We start from the raw sequence: 19,118 nt of genomic DNA, 5'->3' as shown, positions 1-19,118 counted from the left end.
TCCCACAGGGGGGCAGGGTTTCAGGTTGACAGCCCGGCGTTCTTTAATGCCGTGCGGGTCAGCTTTCGGGACAACTCCTTGCTGGCATAAACGATGTCGCTCGACAGTTTGTTGTAGCGGGCCTGGCTCATTCTTTCGCCGCTGAAGATATGCAGGTGATCAATGTTCAGTTGATCCGCCAGACGCATCATTCTTCGAGCGAGGGGATTGAGTTGGGCCGTATCTTCTGCGTCGGCCCATTGCGCCTGTGCCTCGCGCAATTCATTGAGCAGTTGTTTTTTGCTCGCGGTGTCGAGGTCATTGGCGGCGTACTCATCCGGGTGGGTATCGCGCAAGTGGCGTTCCCAGAAAGGCTCGCTGTACAAGTCGATCATCCCGTTGACCTGCCCATCCCCGGCTTCACGCTGGAGGATGGCATCGTAGGCCGCGTCGATGGTCTTTTGGTTCACGCCCGAGCTGGCTTCATAGGGGATGTCGGTGGATTGCCAAGGCAGTTCCAGACGTTCGGCCAGCCCGGCTTCAAACGCCATGTGTATGTCCATTTCATGCGGTGGCGGCTTGGTGGGATCTATCCGGGTTTGTTGAGCCTGGCGGCTGATCTCTTCTTTGGCCAGGTCGCTCAACCTGTCGATGCGCGCAGCGCTGTGGGCCAACCGTACCAGTTTGTCCTCCAGCACCTCGGCCGAGGGTGACTCGGCGTAGGCTTTGGCGACCAATACTTTGATCCCCATTGAGTTGAACAGCTGTGCACCGACATCGTCGGAGTTTTCCGGTGAGGTGATCTGGCTGAACAGTTGTTCACGCAGTTGCGAATCGACGGCGACCGCGTCGATCATTTCCCAGACGCGCTGGGTGAGGTAGGGGCGGGACTTTTCGTTTTTGTAAAACTCGCTGTTGCGCTGATAGTCGATGACCGCGAAAAAACCTGCGGAATCCGGCTCTGCCCACACGTCGTTCCATGACTCCATTCGGTATTTTGCAAGTTCCATCACGTTGCCGGCACCACGGTTGTGCGGCAGCGTTTCCCAGTGGTGGCGCTCAGTAGCGACGGCGAATGAAGGACTGGTCGTAGGTGGAAAACCCGCAGACCTGCGGTATTCGTAGTAACGGTTGCGCTCAGGCGTTGAAAGTTGGCTCGAATCGAATCGCGTGCGGCTAAGGATGAACGCCTGATCGGAGCCAGGCCTGACCTCTGGCAGGCTATTGATCGGCGCTCCGCGCATGTTCAGCATAAAACTGCGTGGACGGATTTTTTCAGCACCCCCGAGTTCAAAAAGTCCCGGTGGCCAGGCCTGAATCTCGGTGTTGGCCAGGCTCAATTCCCGCAACTGATCCATTCGCCCGATATCGGGCGGGTTACGTAAGGGATTGCCATTGAGATTCAGCGTTTGCAGATCGGTCAGGTCGCTCAGCGCCTGCGATGACGGGCCTGTCAGGCTGATTCGGTTGCCGGACAGATCCAGCTCCCGAAGCTGGCGCATCTTGCCAATCGTCGGTATCACTTCTGTTAGCCCACACCCCCGGGCGCTCAACTGCTGCAGGTGAGGGAAGCTGCCGAGCAAGCCATTGGCATCGCTTGAAAAGTTTGCGTTATCGAGATTCAGCGCCGTAATACGGGCAAGGTGCGAGTCGATGTCGGGTTGCCGGCGTCGCAGGTCTCGCCACCATCGGTCAAGATCGGGCCTGGCCAGATCAGTGGACAAATCCAGTGTGTAGCCCTGTTCCGGATGACTGCTGCGTTCGCCGGACATCTTGCTTCGGCGTTCGAAACATTTGATCAGGCGTTCCTCGAGAAGCCTTCCGCCATTGTGCAGGAAATCACCGGGTGGCCCCGGCAAGCTGTCACCGGTAGGGTCGACGTCGGGGGGATAGCTTTCACGCCAGCGCTGCAGAATGTCTTTGAGTGCCTTGCGTTCGTTTTCCAGTTGCTGGATGGCGCCTTCGTGCCCGCCTTTGCGCTTGAGCACCTTGACGAACGTCGCGGCCTCGCTGTCGCTCATCTTCGGATACAACTGCTTGACCCGTTGCTCTGGCGTGGTTTCACCAAAGAACCTGCGCCAGCCGCGCAGCAGTATTTGCGTTTCAACCGGCACCACCCGCTGAATCGGCGGTTCGGCCAACACAATTCGGCGCTCGGCAGGATTGGCGGCATACTCCATCAGCCACGCTTTGAGCCGTGGCCCTTCACCGTGCCGGTAACCCATGTCCCGCAGTTTTTCATCCGGCAGTGCGTAGAGCAGTGATTCGTAGAAGTCGTCGGCTTCATGCAGCGTGCGGTTGTTATCGTCCAGCACTTCGTAGCGGCCATGTTCGTCGCGGATCAGGCGCCGCACGGTCGGTTCGTCATCCGCGCCGAGGCTGCAACGCAACGTGCCGTCGTAAGCACCGTCGCGTACTTCGATGCGCAAGCCGCTGGTGGGATCCGAGAGAAATAACAGGCTTTTGAGTGCCATACGCTCGGTGTCCGGCTGCATCCATTCATCACGATAAAAGCCGCTGTAGGCACGGGCGGTGGACGCTTCGAAATCCAGTTCCCGTGCCTGCGCCTTCAGCCGCAGTGGCAAGCGGTTGTCGTCGACGATGCGTTGCAGCTCGGCGGGTTTTGCCTCGGTCACGACTTTTTCGGCCAGGGGCAGCGGGATGTTCGGGAAGGTTTTTTGCACCACGCGGACATCGGCTTTTTTGGAGCGCTCGGCGGACTTGTACAGGTAAGTCGCGACATCGCCCTGACGCTGGTCGACGGCGTCGGCCAGCAGATTGCGCACCGCAGCGGCACGTTCGTCAGGCGCTACGTCGCGCCCGAGCAACGCCTTGAGCTCGCTGTCATCGAGAAACCCCGTCAGCCGCTCCGGCAGCCTGCCCATGGTGAGATCGGCGAGGCTGATGCTCAAGGTATCGGCGTCGCCCGCCGCCGGGTTGCCGTATTGGCGGCTATAACCCGTCGGGTCGGCGCCGTCATAGACCTTCAGCGCCTTGCTGCGTGGCCAGCCCGGCTGGCTGGTCAGCAGCGGTTCGAACCACACGGCTTGCGGGTCGATGGGGCGGCCCTGACGGATGTTGGCGCTGGCGACACGGACATCGTCCGACACACTGAAGCGCTTGATGGTGTCGGCCAGCAGGGGCGGCGGCGGGTCACTGTCGAGGTGCATCTGGCGCAGCTGGTTCTCGTCAGTGCCACTGCTGATGCGAATCTGTTCCCGCTCTGCTGGCGAAAAGCGCTCGACGCTGTGGCCGACGCGGCGCATCAACGTGCCGCCGTCCCAGTCGTGCGGGCTTTCGGCTTCGTGCACCCAGGCACCGTGGCCGTTGTGTTCGATTTGCGGTTTATAGGCGTTCGGGCGGGTGGGGTGATTGATGCGGTGGGTGTTGGAGGTCGGCTCGGCGGAAGCTTTCTCGACGGTATACAGCTTGCCCTCCAGCGGCAGGATGTTTTCGTTGCGGTATTGGTGCAGGCCGTAGCTGTCGGGTTTGGCGCCCTGCGCCAGGCTCAGGTCGTTGCGCTCGTAAGGCTTCAAGTCGCGATGCCACAGGCTGGGCGTGCCATCGGGCAGCGTGACCGGCTTCATGCCGTCGACCAGCGCTGACAGCTTGACGCGCGCCAGTCCGCCAATCTTCGCGCCCGCCGCAAATGCCGCCAGTTGAATGACGTCCGTCACCACGCTGATGACGTGTTCGGCGGCTTCCTGCCACAGGCCTTCGGCCAGATCGACGAGGCCCTCGATCACGTCGTTGGTCAGTTGAAAAGCGGTGTACACCATCATCAGTTCGCCCAGGCCGGGCACGAACGGTGTGGCGATCAGCAGCGCCGCATTGAAGATGTCGGCGACGATTTTCTTGAAGTTGTCCCACCATGCCCAGCGCGCCTTGCTGTCGGTGTCGGCGGTGGAGACGGCGATGTCCCGGGCATCGTTGAGGATCTTGTTGAATTTCTGCTGATAGGCATGGCGCCAGTAGTTGCCTTGCAACGGCAGGCGATCAAAGCGCAGGTTGGGGTTGGCCACGGGTTCCTTGCGCCATGCCGGGCGCTGATCGGTCGGGTCCGAGCGCTGGTGATAGCGCAGGGTGAACAGACGCTGCTCCAGCTCGGCAAAGAAGTGCCCGCGCTGCTGCTGGTCGACGAACTGGCTGAAAAACTGCCGGTAGGTCTGCCGGGTCGCGGCACTGAATTTGTCTTCGCGCAACTGCCGCGTCAGTTCCTCACGGAAATCCTTGAGGGTGCGGTACTCCTTGAGCGGATGCTCCGGATCATGCGGCACATAGACAATCACGCGTCGCACGCCACGGTTGTCGCGCACGGCATGCACCATCAGCAGAATGCCGGCCAGCCGGGTACCGAGTATCGACAGGTCGCAACACTGCATCGACCGGCCATTGAGCACCGGCTGCAGTTTGTCCTCGGCCAGGTTCAGCAGCATTTTGTAGGCGTCGTACTCGATGTCTTCCTTGATCAGCGCCAGGTGCGCGGCGGCAGCGAGGGCGTCTTTCTGGCTTTCTTTGACCCTGTATTCAAGAACGGCTTCGGCCACCGGTTCGCCGGGGCGCAGATAACTGTCCAGATACTTTTGAAACTGGCCGCCAATATCCAGGTCGCGACACAGTGTCTGGAACTGGCTGACGGACATTGTCTGCCGAATCGGCAGGACATCGAACAGCCCGCGCTCATCGGGCTTGCTGATGAACTCCGAACCGCGATCAACGGTTTCACTGCTGGCGAAGTTGTGCAGCGCGGCATCGAGCAGCGAGACCGTGCGGGCGGTGACGCCGTCCGAGGTGTTGAACACGTACCAAGGCTTGTCCTTGGGCATGTACAGGCGCAGGTAAGTCGCCTTGACGTCCAGATCGAGGCCGTGGCGGTCCTTGATTCTGGCCTTGAGCAGTGGCTCGGCGAAGGCATACAGGTCGACCTTGTCCAGCAGGTGGTCAACCGGGTTCTGGGAACCCCAGGCCTTGAGGTTGGCGGCGGCCAGTTTGTCCAGATAAGCGGCGGGCGCCGTGGTGTACCAGGCTTGCTTGTGCAGTGGCGCGGCTGCCAAGGCCAGGCTCCGGCTGACGGTGGCGGTTTTGAAATTGTTGTTGATGGCGGACTTGATGAATTCGTAGTGCCGCCCTTTGTCCGCGTTTTCGGCAGGCTCGGGAGTGAGAGACATGGCCAATCATCCTTGATTGTTGAGGAGTGATCAGCCTACCTGCGGGGGTTCAAAACAAAAGTTCAAAGATAAGGGTTGAAATGCCGATGCGGGGGGGTAATCCGATGAAAATTCGAATCTGAAAAATACATAAGTACCACCCACTGCGAAGAAAAAACGTCACTCTGAATCAGAATTGCCTGACACGAATTGTTACCTCGCTGTAGGGCGCGGCGCCTCGAGCATCGCCACGCTGGCGGTCTGTGTCGGTTTGCATTGCGAGTCGCTCCCCGGTTGCAGGTACGGCGTCAGAATCGGCGCCATGCCCTTGAGCACCTGCACGGGCAGGGCCGAGGTGAACTTGAAGTTCTCTGCCGAGCGCCCCGGAACGAACGCGGTGAGGGTGCCGAAATGGTGATCGCCGATGTAGAACACGAAGGTCGCCGTGCGGTTGATCGACTTCGAGCTGAGGATGCGTCCGCCCGCACCGATGGCTTCGATGCGGTTGTCACCGGTACCGGTTTTGCCACCCATGGCCAGTGGGCTGCCATCAGCCAGTTTGAAACTGCCGGAAACACGTTTTGCCGTACCCGCATCGACCACTTGCGACAACGCCTCGCGCATGGCCGTGGCGACCTCGGATGGCATCACCCGTTTGCCGACATGCGGGTCGTTGACCAGTTGCGTTTCGTACGGCGTGCCGGCGGCGAAATGCAGGCTGTCGATGCGCAGGGTCGGCATGCGCACGCCATCATTGAGGATGGTGCCGATCAGTTCGGCGAGGGCGGCGGGGCGATCACCGGAGCTGCCAATAGCCGTGGCCAGCGACGGCACCAGGTGATCGAACGGGTAGCCGACTTTCTGCCAGCGCTGGTGAATCTCGAGAAACGCTTCGATCTCGAGCATGGTGCGAATTCGACTGTCGCGGGCGCCCTTGTGCTTGCTCTTGAACAGCCAGCTGTAGACTTCCTGACGTTCGAAATGGCTGGCCTTGACGATCTCGCTGAAGGTCGCGTCGGGGTGGTTCAGCAGGTAGCCCATCATCCACAGGTCCAGCGGATGCACCTTGGCGATGAAGCCCTGGTCGGGCAAATCGTAACTGCCGGGGCCGTAGGAATCGTAGAGGCGGATCAGGCGATCATCGGTGAGTTTTTCGCCGAGTTTGGCGCCTTTGAGGTGGGAGCGTACGAACGTGTTGAAGTCTGCCTGGCTGGCATCCGGCAGCAGGTAGCGATGCACGGCAGCCATGCGGATCGGCGTCGGGCGCATGCTGTCGAGGAAGGTGTCGAGACGTGCCTGAGTGTCTTTGTTTTTGTATTTTTTCCAGAACTTGAGCTGGAACGCTGTGCCTTCGCGATCGGCGAAATTCGCCAGGTATTCCTGCCGGCGCGGGTCGCGGTCGTCCTTGAGCAGTTCAGCACTGCTGTTGGGGCCGGAGTAGGTGACATAACGCACCACATCGCGCATCAGGCGAATGAACGGCAGGTTGATCGACTCGCGCAGGGCATCGCGCAGGGTCGGCATGCGCCCGTTGTCTTCCTTGCGGAAGTTGTGGAACACATGCAGACCGCCGCCGGTGAAAAACGCCTCGCCGGGGCTGGCCGAGTACTTGCGGTCGAGGGCGGCGCCGAGCATCTTCGACAGGTCGTGATCCTTGTTCTGGATCAGGTAATCGATGACCCACTGGCTCAAGCGATCCTGATCCGGCACATCGACCTTTTTCAGCTCCGGCACCGTCATCGCGCCGTACTTGTCGTGCAGCTCGGCGATGATTTGCAGGTAGGTGGTGAGCACGCGCATCTTCGCCGTCGAGCCCAGCTCCAGTTTGCTGCCTTCATTGATATCGAACGGCTGGTCGGTGCTGTCGGTCTGCACCCGCACGCGGGAACCGTCCGGGGTCAGTTCGAAGAGGGTGAAGCTGTAACGCACTTGCGTGGTGCTGGTCGGCGTCAACAGCCGCTCGCCGATCAGGCCGATTTCGCCGGCGTAGGCCGGGTCGGCGAGTTTTTTCAGGTAAGCGGTGGCCTGGGTTTGCAGGTCGCCTTGCAGGGTGCTGGTGGCCGAGAGGTCGAGGCGGTCGAGGTCGTACAGCGGCCGGTTGAGCATGCTCGCCAGACGGCTGCGGGCGACGCTGATGCCCTTGTTGGTTTCGATCGGTTGAAGGGTCGGCTGGGTCTGCCAGTCACGGTAGGTGACCTTGCTGTTCAGGGCGGCATCGGCCAGGGCGTTGTCGATCACGCCGTTTTGCTTGAGCAGGCGCAAGTGGCTGTCAGTGAGGTCGGCAAGTTCTTCGCGACCCTTGGTCAGGTAATGCGAAGGGCGGCGCTGGGCGATCATCAGCGACAACATCTCGCGCAGTGCCAGGCCTTTGGCGGCCATGGTTTTTGCATCGGTGGCCGGACTGTTCAGTTGTTCATTGGCCTGGTTGAAGTCACTACCGTACCAGACGCGCAACCCTTCCGCCATGCCATGCACTTCGCCATGCCCCGGCACCGCCGACAACGGCACGCTGTTGAGATAGTCACGCACGATGTTCTGCCGTGCCCCGAGGGTTTGCGGGCCGGGCTGATAGGCGCGCACGCTGGCGGACATCATCTGCCGCAGTTTTTCCGCACCCGACACCGTCAGGCCGTCAGGGGAGTGCCGATACTTTTCCAGCTGCGTCGCCAATGTACTGCCGCCCGCCGACTGGCCGGGCAGGTGCAGCAGTTTCGCCACCTGCGACCACGCCGCCATGCCGAAGCGCGGCCAGTCTACCGCCGGGTTGGCCAGTGGCTGCTTGGGGTCGAGCAGAAAACGGTTTTCGATGAACAACAGGCTGCTGACTACCACGGGCGGAATAGCGGCGAAGTCGGCGTACAGTTGTTGTGGATAGTTGTACTTGTACAGCGGCGCGGCGCGGCAATCGGTGATCGACAGCCCGGCCTGGATCTTTTCCGAATACGGCACGAACAGGCCTTTATCGGTGTAGCTGAGCAACGCTGGGGAAAAACGCGTCTGCTCGGTAATCACATAGTTGCGTTTGAGCAGGCGTGGCAGGAATTCATCGAGGGAGCTGTAACCCAGACGCAGATCGAACGGCCCGTTGCCCGGATAGCGAATCGCTTCGCTGGGGCCGGGTTCGAGGGTGTACGTCAGAGACGCCGCGTACTGGCTGAGCTCGCGAGACTGGAAGCGCGAGGTGCGCATTTCCTTGGACGCGGCCAGCCCTACCACGATCGCGATAATCACCAGCAACAGCCAGAAAGCCTTCCACCCGTGCCGAGTGCGGCGGGGTTTTTCAGGGACAGGCGCTTCATCCACACGGTCAGTCGGAACCACGGCTTTACTCGAATCGGTTTGCCACAAAGCGCCCATAGTCGATTGATCCATTCACGCAGATTGATCGGACTTGTCTGAAGCTTAGACGGTGGTTGGGGCTGATGAAAAAAATGTGCGATCGGGAGCAGGCTGGCAGGCTAGGAACGGAGAGTGCGCTGCGACGTGGCGCTTTGAGAGACTGCGAATCAAGAAAACACACAGGTAACTTTTAGTGGTGGTTATTTGTATGAATGTAAGTTGCTAAAGTTTGGTAGTACTCGTGGGCTTCGCCGGTTGAATGTTTTGTTGTTAACTCGGACTTCAATTTTATTTGTCTAGGATGAAGTCATGTTTAAATCTCGTGGTCAGGTTTTCAGTATTGCCGAACATGTTGATATTGTTAAGGCCGCAACGCCGTCAGCACTGTTGGATATGTCAAAAGAAAACCTTGAGATGTTAAAGACGTTTGATACCAATGCACCACTGTGGCTAAAGAGTGCGTCGCCGAAACAACGCGAAGAAGCTCGACGCCTGATAGAAGAAAGTGTCACGGCGCATACATTGCTCAATAGCGCCATGGCCTCCGTGAAAACACCTCATGAATTCGCCGAGCCATTGCTGGCAAAGGCCATCAAGGAAAGCTCCGGGCTGGATCTGGACGTCAAGCGGGTACAGGTGGACTTGTCCGGTAAAAGTGATTTTCACACCTCGCAAGTTCCACCCGCTTCGCTGCTTGACGCCGCCCTGCATAACCATCCGGCTGAAAAAAAGCCGATGTTCTTTTCCAATCGCAATTGCTATATGACCGCTGCAGATGGGAAGACAGTCAAAGTCGGACTTGATGTTCATGAGTTCATCGCGTTATGCAGGAAGCTTGATATCGGCAAACAGTATCAGACCTATTTGCATAATGAACTTCATTGGGATGACGCCAGTGCTCGCGACAAGTTGAATAATCGGTTCGTCAATTACCAGAAAGCGGCGCTGAGGGCGGCGAGTTATATTGCCCTGTGTAAAGGTGATATTCGCCGGGCACATTTTGAAGCATTGATGTCGAGTATTGAAGGGAAGGAGCCTGTTCACGTCGACGGTAAGACGCTGTGGTATCGCAGCTTGAGTTTCAATGAGTTGCCCGTACACAGCTGTATCATTTTCGAGATCGCAGATCCGGACGATGAAAGCATTCTGGATGACCTGCTGCCGACCGTTGACGGTTTCGCCAATGACGGTTTCATCGCCTACATTCCCGACGACCCCGATCATCCCGTAAAGCACTACGCCACAGTGACGGAACTCAAGGCCCGATTGACCGAACAGTTCGTGCGTCGCGCTGAAAGTGACTCGCCCAAGGCGCCAACGGCGTATCAGCATTTCTTCAGCCGGTTCTTGCGTTACAGGGATCGGTCGACGTTTTACTACAGCTTTACCGAAGAGGTTCCCACGGCGTCAGGCAAGCCGCGGCTATGGGATCATCAAACCCGTCGGCAAAAGCATGATCCCGATTTTCTTCTGCAACTCAGGGTGCTTGACCCCTCAGGTGATCCCTGGGTCCAGCACTATGACCTCTGGACAACATTGCAGCGGGAGTTCAACCAGCGGATTTTCAGCGATGCCCGCGATGCTGCTGTGTCCAATGCCGATGCCGATGTGCGGGATGAGCAATCCTTGCTCGCGATATTCCTCGAAGTCGGCCTGGCCGCGCTGAATGTATTGTCTTTTGCCGTGCCTCCATTGGGCCTGGTCATGCTCGGAGTGTCCGCCGTGCAACTGATGGACGAAGTGCTGGAGGGGCTTGAAGATCTCAGCAAGGGCGATAGGGAAGCCGGTTGGGAACACATCACCGACGTGCTGGAAAACATCGGCATTGGTGTGGCGACGCTGCCGTTGCTGGCGGGCGTTCATTCGGAGTTCACGCCGATTGAAATGCCCGGTGGGCAGAAGCGTTTGTGGAAGCCTGACCTTGCACCTTATCGAAGCGATGTGTCGTTGGCAGACGTGAAGCCTGATCCACAGAATCAGTTTGCGGTTGGCGCCAGACACTATGTGAGGGTCGAGGATGGCGTCTTCGAGACAGTCGTCGAACCGGCCACCGGGCAATCGAGAATTCTTTACCCGAACAAACCGCAGGCTTATCAGCCGATTGTTGAACAAGACGGCGCTGGCGAATGGCAGCATGCCTTGCCGCCGCCGTCGACACCCGTTGAATCGACACCGGCCGGGTTCAGTAACAGGCAGTTTCGTCGCTACGCCGTCAAACCATCCGAAATCGCGCGCCTCAGCCCTGCAGGCAAAGGGATCTTGCAAAGTGCTGACGGACAGCGCCGTTATATTCGCAATATAGATGAGCGGGGCAAGGTCGCGGTGTACCGCGTCAAGAATGATTTCACCCTGAACGCGGAAGGTGTCGACGTCCTCCTCGTCGATTCGAATTTCAACGAACTTGCGCCTCGCCGATACCGGCAAGTGGCGCCGGATCAATGGCAACCGCAGTCGCTGTTCGGCGGCGATATTACCGATGATCTGCATGAGACGGACGCCGTCAGCGGAGTGCCGTCAGGAACCTCTGGCAGACCGGTCTGGAAGCGCCCGCCTTTCCACCGCGAGCGTTTGCCCAATGGCCTGTGGGAACCGCGGATCGAGGTCGTGACGCTCAAGGATGTGCGGCATTTGTCCTACGATTGGGGTGAGATCAACTACGTTCCCTATTCCGTCAGATCGACCAACATTCATGCAGCGCTGTCGGCGCCGGAGTTTGGCAACGTGTCGATAAACGCCGGGCTGTTCAATCCGCAGACGGGGCGGTATTCCACTGCTACGCGTCCCTTCGACGTCGCTTCGCAAGTCACTTATAAGCCAGGCGGCGGGCAAATGATGTTTTCCATGGAGCGTTTGACCCACTCCTCGACGCTGCAAGGGGAGTTCAACGCCATCAAGTTCCTCGATCTGGCGGCAGGCGAGTTGCCCGGTCAGAACGATACCGTGCACGGATACTGGGCGCCTCAGGGGGGCTACGTGGATATTCCCGTGCATCCGGGATGGGGGGAACCCGATCATGTTTTCACAGCTACGTTCGGTGGCTGTTCATGGGTCGTGGATCAAATGAACGAGAATGTTTTACGCGTGCGGCATGTCGAGGCCGGAAGCGAAGCGGCTCAATACAATGATCTCCCTGCCCATGCGCATGGGTGGGGTTTGAGCACGGCGCTGGAGTTTCCGGAATACGGCTTGCTGAACGATGAGCAGGGCAATGCCTACATGGTCCTGACGTCATTTGCCTACATGAAATACGACCGTGTTGCCCAGGAGTGGATGCTTCATTATCAATCTCAGCGCGGCGCACCGGAGATGGTCTCCTATTCCCGAAATGAACCGGGATGGTTCGAAGGTCCCACCCGACAGGTCAAGGTGTATTCCGATGAGAAGGTCATCAGAACGGGGACCTTGCGTGTGAAAACGCTGGTTCCCCGAGCGCGGCAAGGCAACGCGGCGTAGCGACCGATTGCTCAGTAAAACTGTACGAAGAAAAGACGCTGCACCCTCCTTGTGCAATACTCGCCGCCGTTTTCTGTGGCGAGTTTTCCTACGCTAGCCAGTTGATCCAGTTGGGTTGCTGGCATCTTTACGGCAACTCCCGCTGAATCTTGTGATTTATAGAGTGAAAAGCCCTGCATCAAGGTTTTTATACTGCACGCCCCGCTGATCTTTCAGGTTGTCCTGCAAGACGCGTCTGCCCACAAAGCAGGCGCGGTTTCATTTCAGGCCAAGGCTTATCGGCCGACGCTTCGACACTCGGTGGTCATATCCAATAACAAGACGAGGTTGCACCCCTATGCCAGTCGGCAATCAACTGCCTCACGGCGGCACCGCTCAGGGCGGTCCGCTCAAACGCGAACTCGGCGAACGGCATATTCGCCTGATGGCGCTCGGTGCCTGTATCGGCGTCGGTCTGTTTTTAGGTTCGGCCAAGGCCATCGAAATGGCCGGCCCGGCGATCATGCTGTCCTACATTCTCGGTGGTCTGGCGATCCTGGTGATCATGCGCGCCCTCGGCGAGATGGCCGTGCACAACCCGGTCGCCGGCTCCTTCAGCCGTTACGCGCAAGACTATCTCGGCCCGCTGGCGGGTTTTCTCACCGGCTGGAATTATTGGTTCCTGTGGCTGGTGACCTGCGTCGCGGAAATCACTGCGGTGGCCGTGTACATGGGCATCTGGTTTCCCGATGTACCGCGCTGGATCTGGGCCCTCGCGGCGCTGATCAGCATGGGCTCGATCAACCTGATCGCGGTGAAGGCCTTCGGTGAATTCGAATTCTGGTTCGCCCTGATCAAGATTGTCACCATCATCGCCATGGTCATCGGCGGCGTCGGCATTATCGCCTTCGGTTTCGGCAATGACGGTGTGGCGCTGGGGATTTCCAACCTGTGGGCGCATGGCGGCTTCATGCCCAACGGCGTGACCGGTGTGCTGATGTCCCTGCAAATGGTCATGTTCGCCTATCTCGGCGTCGAGATGATCGGCCTGACCGCTGGTGAAGCGAAGAACCCGCAGAAGACCATTCCTGATGCGATCGGCTCGGTGTTCTGGCGGATTCTGCTGTTCTACGTCGGCGCACTGTTCGTGATTCTGTCGATCTACCCGTGGAATGAAATCGGCACCCAGGGCAGTCCGTTCGTGATGACTTTCGAGCGTCTGGGCATCAAGACCGCCGCCGGCATTATCAACTTTGTGGTGATCACCGCCGCGCTGTCGTCGTGCAACGGCGGCATCTTCAGCACCGGGCGCATGCTCTACAGCCTGGCGCAGAATGGCCAGGCACCGGCGGGTTTTGCCAAAACATCGAATAATGGTGTACCGCGTCGAGCGCTGTTGCTGTCGATTGCGGTGTTGCTCTTGGGCGTAATGCTCAACTATCTGGTGCCGGAAAAAGTCTTCGTCTGGGTGACCTCGATTGCCACCTTCGGCGCGATCTGGACCTGGGTGATGATCCTGCTGGCCCAGCTGAAATTCCGCAAAGGCCTGAGCGCCAGCGAACGTGCCGGCCTCAAGTACAAGATGTGGCTGTACCCGGTCAGTTCGTACTTCGCACTGGCATTTCTGGTGCTGGTGGTCGGCCTGATGGCGTACTTCCCGGACACCCGCGTGGCGCTGTATGTGGGACCTGCGTTTCTGCTGCTGTTGACGGTGTTGTTCTACGTGTTCAAGTTGCAGCCGACCAATGGGTCGTCAGTGGCGGTGCGTTCGGCCTCGTAAGTGCCGGTAGGCGACAAGTCAAAGTAAGAGATCGCCGCCTGTCACAGTATCTACCGTTTTTTATTGTGTAGATCCTGTGACAGGATGCGATCTTTTTTATTTTTAAAGCGCCGCGTTTTTTCCTCGTGGTCATTTTTCGATGTAAGTTTGCCAGCGTGTGGCTAAATAAAATTTAACGGAAGTTGCCCCTTGCTGCTGTGAGTAATGGGGGATCGATAGAGCAATGGAATTTGTTACGGCTGCTGTATGCAGTGGCTGATATGCAATCGGTAACAGCTTGGCGTTATCTGTATTTAATTGTCATGTATGCAACTTGTTATATATGCAGTTGGTAATGGTTCTGCAGTGTTTTCCTGATGGGTTTCATTATTTACTTTTCATTCAATTTAATCCGTCAAGGAAGATCGAATGTACGAACATAATGATGCTGTTATTGACCTTGTTTCGCCAGATGCCAATGACCTGTCTTTAGAAACTACAGCGTGCCTGGAAGTTGAAAAAGTCTTGCCGCACAAGTTTGGGGATTTCGCCGGGGCACTGTCCTGGCCGATTCCATTGACTACCGCTCAGCAAAAAGAAGTCTTGCGCGTCACCAGCCTTTATCTGGATAGCCTGGATCACATTTCGACACCGGGTGCAGGGCTGCTGGACTATTTGAACAGCGAAAATCCTCTTTCAGATAGCGCACTCGGTGATCCGCCCTCGGCATTGGAAACACTGATTACCAGTCCTCGTGGACAAGCGCTGGGGAAAGCCATACAAACCTGTCTGAACGGACTGGTAACGGATATCGGCTTAAGTGAATACACGATGGCCGGCATTCATTTGAGCCTGCATCAGGGTGATATTGATGATCCGATGCGCACCAGGGCTGGCGGTTTTGATCTGCTGGATGAAAAGCTCTGGGGCGAACCTGTTTCAGCAGTATTCGCTAACTGTGTTGATTATTTGATCAACAATAGGCTGAGCAGCCGTAGGTTGGCCGGATTGGTTGCCAACCTGTTGCTCATGCGCAAGGCGCCCGAATTGCTTATCGAGGATTTGCCCGGCAACTTGAAACACGGCAGCGCGGCATGGGTCAACCTGACTGTCGCAGCGCGGACGATTGACGCCCACACGCCCGGCAAAGTTTCGTATATGACATTTGCCCAGGTCATGGCCTGCGCGGACAGTGTTGCAATCATTGATCCGCAAGTCACTCTGCAGATCCAGGCTAACGCGTTGGCGGACTGGGGCGTGGTCAATGGTCTGCTAACAAGAAACCACAAGGAGGTTTACACACTTGAAGAACTGGAAGAGGTCAACACCCAGTTCAACGAGCAACTGACCGACCGCCTTAATATTTCGGTCCTGTTGAACAGCGAGCTGCCAAACCGCAAGGCAATCGCGCAAGACAGACTCAAAGCGAAGTTCAAAGGTGACATCCCATTTGAAGAGCGGCTACTGCAGCAGCCGTTTTCCTACGACTTGTACCCGACACTCAATGGCAAATATTCCCTGTTGGACATCGTCATGATGGGAGGGCCTCCCTACTATAAATGGACGACTCGCGATCCACGCTTGCAACCGCTTCTTGACGAAATCAATGCGCCTCTCGAACTTGGCGTGAAGGACACCTTTGAGAAGCAGTTCGCCAGTGCGCTCAGTAACATCAAGGAAGGCGTCAGCCTGACGGTAAAACACCTGATAGCCGGTTTACCGCTGGAGGACAGAAAACGTCTGGAATATGGCAATGTCTCGTTCTATCAGCGTAAGACTTATAAGCTCAGCACGGGTTTTTTTGGCAGAAACCTCAAGTCCACAAGCAGTGTCCTGACGCTGAAAGTCGAGTGGGGGGACGATACAAGACTCTATGAAATAGATTTGAAACGCGGGGCTATCGATAAAAAACCTTACAACCCGGAAGTGTTCGCAGAGCGCATCGATTCCGTTAACTCGATCTCTATACACACGATCGAACCCATGCATCTGAATGATCAATCGCTAGCCGGAAAGCTGTCCCCACAACCCATCGACAATTCGTCGCCACTCAACAGCTATTCGAGTCAGAGAACCGCTTTGATCGCCCAAGGCGTCATTCAACATCTGGACCTGGATAACGATGACATTCTGCAGGCCGCCAGAGGCCAGACGACACAAGAGCGGGAAAACGCGATCGCGCAGAAGATAATTGATTTCGTGATTGACCTGATTCCGTTCAAGTCAGCCATTACCAATTTCATAGCAGGAAATTATGTCGACGGCGCAAGGGATCTGTTCTTCGATGTACTGGGATTCGTTACCGCAGGAGTGTCGACCGCGGGCAAACTGACCAAGGTCATTGGCACGACTGCTTCGGCAATCAGCCGGGGACTCAGAGCCGCAAGGGTGATCGGAGCATTCATCATTGGCGAGCTCAATCCGCTCAGTGCCTTGCCCGCTCTGGTGGACGCAGGAAGGAAACTGATAGGCAAAGGCATCAGCTTTGCAGGTGCCCAGGCCGTGCGACAGTTCAACAAATTGCGCGACACGGCGGACGGCTTCAAGTTTTTGCAAACGGTGGGTGAACAGCAGGGCCCTGCCCTGATAGGGACTTTCAAGGTGGGCGACCAGGCTATCGACGGCGTGGGTGTGCTGAAAAATGACAGTTGGTATCAGTACAACCTTAATACCCGCAAGCTTTATGGCCCGCCGAGAGACTTCACTCCGCAAGGCGTCAGTTGGGGAGGCACCTTGGGCAGTGAGGCCAATGCCCGTGTCTACGTCAACTTTCACAATAATATTAAGTATGCAAAAAACCCGAAAAATATTGCTGCTTTCGATCTGGGATACCGCGAAGGTCGATTATTGGAGATCAGTGGCTATCAACCGAAAATGGAGTTTGATGATTTGATTGATTTGGCATCAGAGCCAGGCCTCATGCCAGCAGAGATAGGCGCGCTGACAAAAGAAATAAAGAAAAGAATGATTCAAGGCTCCCACAGTATTTCCGAGCGTCTTCTGCAGGATATGAAGGGCTTGAATGTCAAAGTTAACCCCTACTCGCAAGGGCATTATCTGGCACACGTCAATATGGTTTCCAAAGGCGAGTGCGCAGGGCTTTCAAACGCGATGGCAATTGCGTTTATCAAGGGCGACGAAGATAAACTGCTGGAAAATATGTCCAGGGCGGCGAAAATGCCCGATAGCCCTGACGCTGCAAAATTTATCTCAGAGGTAAGGGAGTTCCACAATACGGTCAATCACAAGCATTCTTTTCACATGGGCGCGCCCCAGAAAAAAATGGACGCTGAAGATATTATCGAGGCACTGGAAACTTCTCCGCGTACGAAAATTCTCCGAATTGGCACTAAAAACCATGCAATGCTTGCAGGAATAAGAGTCAGGAACGGTAAACCGGAGTGGCTCTTTTACGAGCCCAATTCCGGATTGGCGAAGTTTGCCACTCCAGAAGCCATGAGAAAGGGTATGGATAAAGCATTGGAAAGCGGAGCGTTGAGCGTCACGTTCAATACCTATGGGGGAAGGCGTGCTGGTCGTGATTTCAATGTCAGCGAGTTTCATCCCGCCGACATCGACAACGGTTCCATCAGTCGTAGCCGTGTTGAAAAACTCTCATCCATCGAGTTGCCTGACCCCGATGTACTGATTGCAGTTAACGTCGTCGGTTAAAACGTTAGTTGCAACCGGGCAATGCAGTGCAAGTGCGAGCGTTTGCGTTGCAGGCACGATAACCTGACAACAAAAAAAGATCGCAGCCTCGGGCAGCGCTTGCAGAGGATCGCGTTCCAATGCAGGAGTTGCCGCACGTTGCGATCTTGCCTGCACCGTTGGTCTGAATGGCTGATACAAGCCCGGCGCTCGGGTTCAAATTTGTATCACTTCGCGCAGCCGTGAACAGAGGCGCAGACATGAGGATCAGCGATTTTGTCGTTCGCGAACTCGGCCGGCGCCAGGTCCTGTTGTTTTTTCTGTTGGCGACCGGGTTATATGTCCTGCCGTTGATCCTTGCCGACTTTCCCTACATCGATGACAACTGGCGCGCACTGGCCGCCGGTAATCAATGGGCCGGTTACGGGCGGCTGTTTACCGACTGGCTGTATCAAGGGTTGACGTTCACCGGCGCCGCGCCGGATATCTTCCCCTTGCCGTTGTTGTTCGCCACGGTGGCGATGAGCCTGGCGCTGACCTGTCTGACGTTTCACTACTTTGCCGAGCCGACGCTGGCTTGTTGTCTGGTGCCGTTGCCGCTCTGGTACAACCCGTTCCTGCTGCAGAATTTCTCCTATCAGTACGACGGGCCGAGCATGGCCTTCAGCCTCGTGGCGATGGTCTGCGCGGTGACCTTTGACGGCTCAACGCGGGTACAACGCTGGCTGATACCGGCGGCATTGATTGCGCTGGGTATCGGGCTGTACCAGATCAGCGTCAACGTCTTTCTTGGTTTGTGTTGTGTGGAGTTGCTCAGGGCATTGCATCGGCGAGTCTCGTGGACGGAGTTCTGGCACTTGCTCGGCGGCAAGCTTGCGCAACTCGCTCTCGGCATCGCCATCTATGGCGTCACCGCGTACCCATTCATGGCCGCCGGGCGCTATGCAGACGGGCTCGATTGGACAGCACATCCACTCCTGCAGATCGGCACGAACATGAGCCGCGTGCTGGAAAAAACCGCGCTGTTGTTTCACGGCGGATACCTTTGGGTGTTCGCAGCTCTGGTGCTTTGCGCGCTTTTGGGGCTGGCACGTCTTGGCCGGCCGGATCGGCGCGCAAGTTATGTGATCCTGGGCCTGACGTCTCTTGCCGTATTGGTGCTACTGGTGCCTGGCATCACGCTGCTGTTTCGCGACTTCAACGAGGGCGCGCGCACGTTGATGGGGTTCGGCGTGCTTCTGGTGTTTCTGTTCTATCTCGCCCGTCTGGCGCTGGCCCCGCATCACCGCTGGTTGCCCTTGCTGCTGATCATCCCGCTGCTGGCGACGTTGTCGCTGTCGTTTGCTTACGGCCGCGTGCTGATCATGCAGAAAACCTTCACCACCGCGGCCCTGTACAGCCTCGGTCACGACATCGCCGCCCACCGCGAGCTACGAGAAGCCAAGCGCATTTACCTGTCGATCAATTACTCCGACCGCTGGTTGACCAGCGCGGAGGGATCGTTCAGGCAACTGCCGGTTTTGCGTTATCTGCTGAATGTCGACTACTACATGCTTGCCGAGAACTTGCCTTCGGTGGGCATCACCAACGTGGTTGCCGAACGTGAGCGACGCAATGCCACTCACGTTGGCTATCTGCGATATCCCGCGCTGGTGGAAAGCCTGTATTACCGCATTTATCTGATTGGCGATTACGGCTTCATCGTGATGAAAGAGCCGCCGCACGGGCGGTTGTTGCAGTGGTGAAGCGCTGACCGTTGGTCGCATTCAACCCTGCACCTGTAATTTCTGACAGTAGACCGCGACCCCGTC

The 19,118-nt window shown here is 57.2% G+C and carries 6 protein-coding genes; 4 read left to right on the top strand and 2 right to left on the bottom strand.

What is annotated here, in order from left to right:
* Nucleotides 1-20: 20 nt before the first annotated feature.
* The gene (locus P3G59_RS23220; protein ID WP_277759123.1) at nucleotides 21-5,147 is read right to left on the bottom strand and encodes a DUF6543 domain-containing protein; all 5,127 of its coding nucleotides are present in this window, start codon (nucleotides 5,145-5,147) and stop codon (nucleotides 21-23) included.
* Nucleotides 5,148-5,339: 192 nt separating this feature from the next.
* Complete coding sequence (locus P3G59_RS23215; protein WP_277759122.1) at nucleotides 5,340-8,483, bottom strand: transglycosylase domain-containing protein; 3,144 nt, start codon at nucleotides 8,481-8,483, stop codon at nucleotides 5,340-5,342.
* Nucleotides 8,484-8,774: 291 nt separating this feature from the next.
* On the opposite strand from P3G59_RS23215, the gene P3G59_RS23210 reads away from it, so the two are divergent.
* From P3G59_RS23210 to P3G59_RS23195, 4 genes are all read left to right on the top strand, one after another.
* On the top strand, nucleotides 8,775-11,918 hold the full coding sequence (locus tag P3G59_RS23210; RefSeq protein ID WP_277759121.1) for a DUF6543 domain-containing protein: 3,144 nt from the start codon (nucleotides 8,775-8,777) through the stop codon (nucleotides 11,916-11,918).
* 337 nt (nucleotides 11,919-12,255) lie between these two features.
* Nucleotides 12,256-13,677: an amino acid permease gene (locus P3G59_RS23205; RefSeq protein ID WP_277759120.1), complete on the top strand. Its 1,422-nt coding sequence runs from the start codon at nucleotides 12,256-12,258 to the stop codon at nucleotides 13,675-13,677.
* Between the two features lie 408 nt (nucleotides 13,678-14,085).
* Nucleotides 14,086-17,328 (top strand): hypothetical protein, encoded by a 3,243-nt coding sequence (locus P3G59_RS23200; RefSeq protein ID WP_277759119.1) that lies wholly within the window; start codon nucleotides 14,086-14,088, stop codon nucleotides 17,326-17,328.
* Between the two features lie 239 nt (nucleotides 17,329-17,567).
* Nucleotides 17,568-19,052, top strand: coding sequence for a glucosyltransferase domain-containing protein (locus tag P3G59_RS23195; protein ID WP_277759118.1), 1,485 nt, complete (start codon nucleotides 17,568-17,570; stop codon nucleotides 19,050-19,052).
* The last annotated feature ends 66 nt before the right edge of the window (nucleotides 19,053-19,118 follow it).

Origin of the sequence: Pseudomonas sp. A34-9 (genome assembly GCF_029543085.1) — a bacterium.
GTDB lineage: Bacteria > Pseudomonadota > Gammaproteobacteria > Pseudomonadales > Pseudomonadaceae > Aquipseudomonas.
Note: the sequence above shows the minus strand (reverse complement) of the source record. Positions and strands in the feature narration are given on the sequence as shown.

Bases quoted from the DNA above. Each gene is read 5' to 3' on its own strand.
- P3G59_RS23220 (WP_277759123.1), bottom strand. From the start codon at position 5,147: ATGTCTCTCACTCCCGAGCCTGCCGAAAACGCGGACAAAGGGCGGCAC.
- P3G59_RS23215 (WP_277759122.1), bottom strand. From the start codon at position 8,483: ATGGGCGCTTTGTGGCAAACCGATTCGAGTAAAGCCGTGGTTCCGACT.
- P3G59_RS23210 (WP_277759121.1), top strand. From the start codon at position 8,775: ATGTTTAAATCTCGTGGTCAGGTTTTCAGTATTGCCGAACATGTTGAT.
- P3G59_RS23205 (WP_277759120.1), top strand. From the start codon at position 12,256: ATGCCAGTCGGCAATCAACTGCCTCACGGCGGCACCGCTCAGGGCGGT.
- P3G59_RS23200 (WP_277759119.1), top strand. From the start codon at position 14,086: ATGTACGAACATAATGATGCTGTTATTGACCTTGTTTCGCCAGATGCC.
- P3G59_RS23195 (WP_277759118.1), top strand. From the start codon at position 17,568: ATGAGGATCAGCGATTTTGTCGTTCGCGAACTCGGCCGGCGCCAGGTC.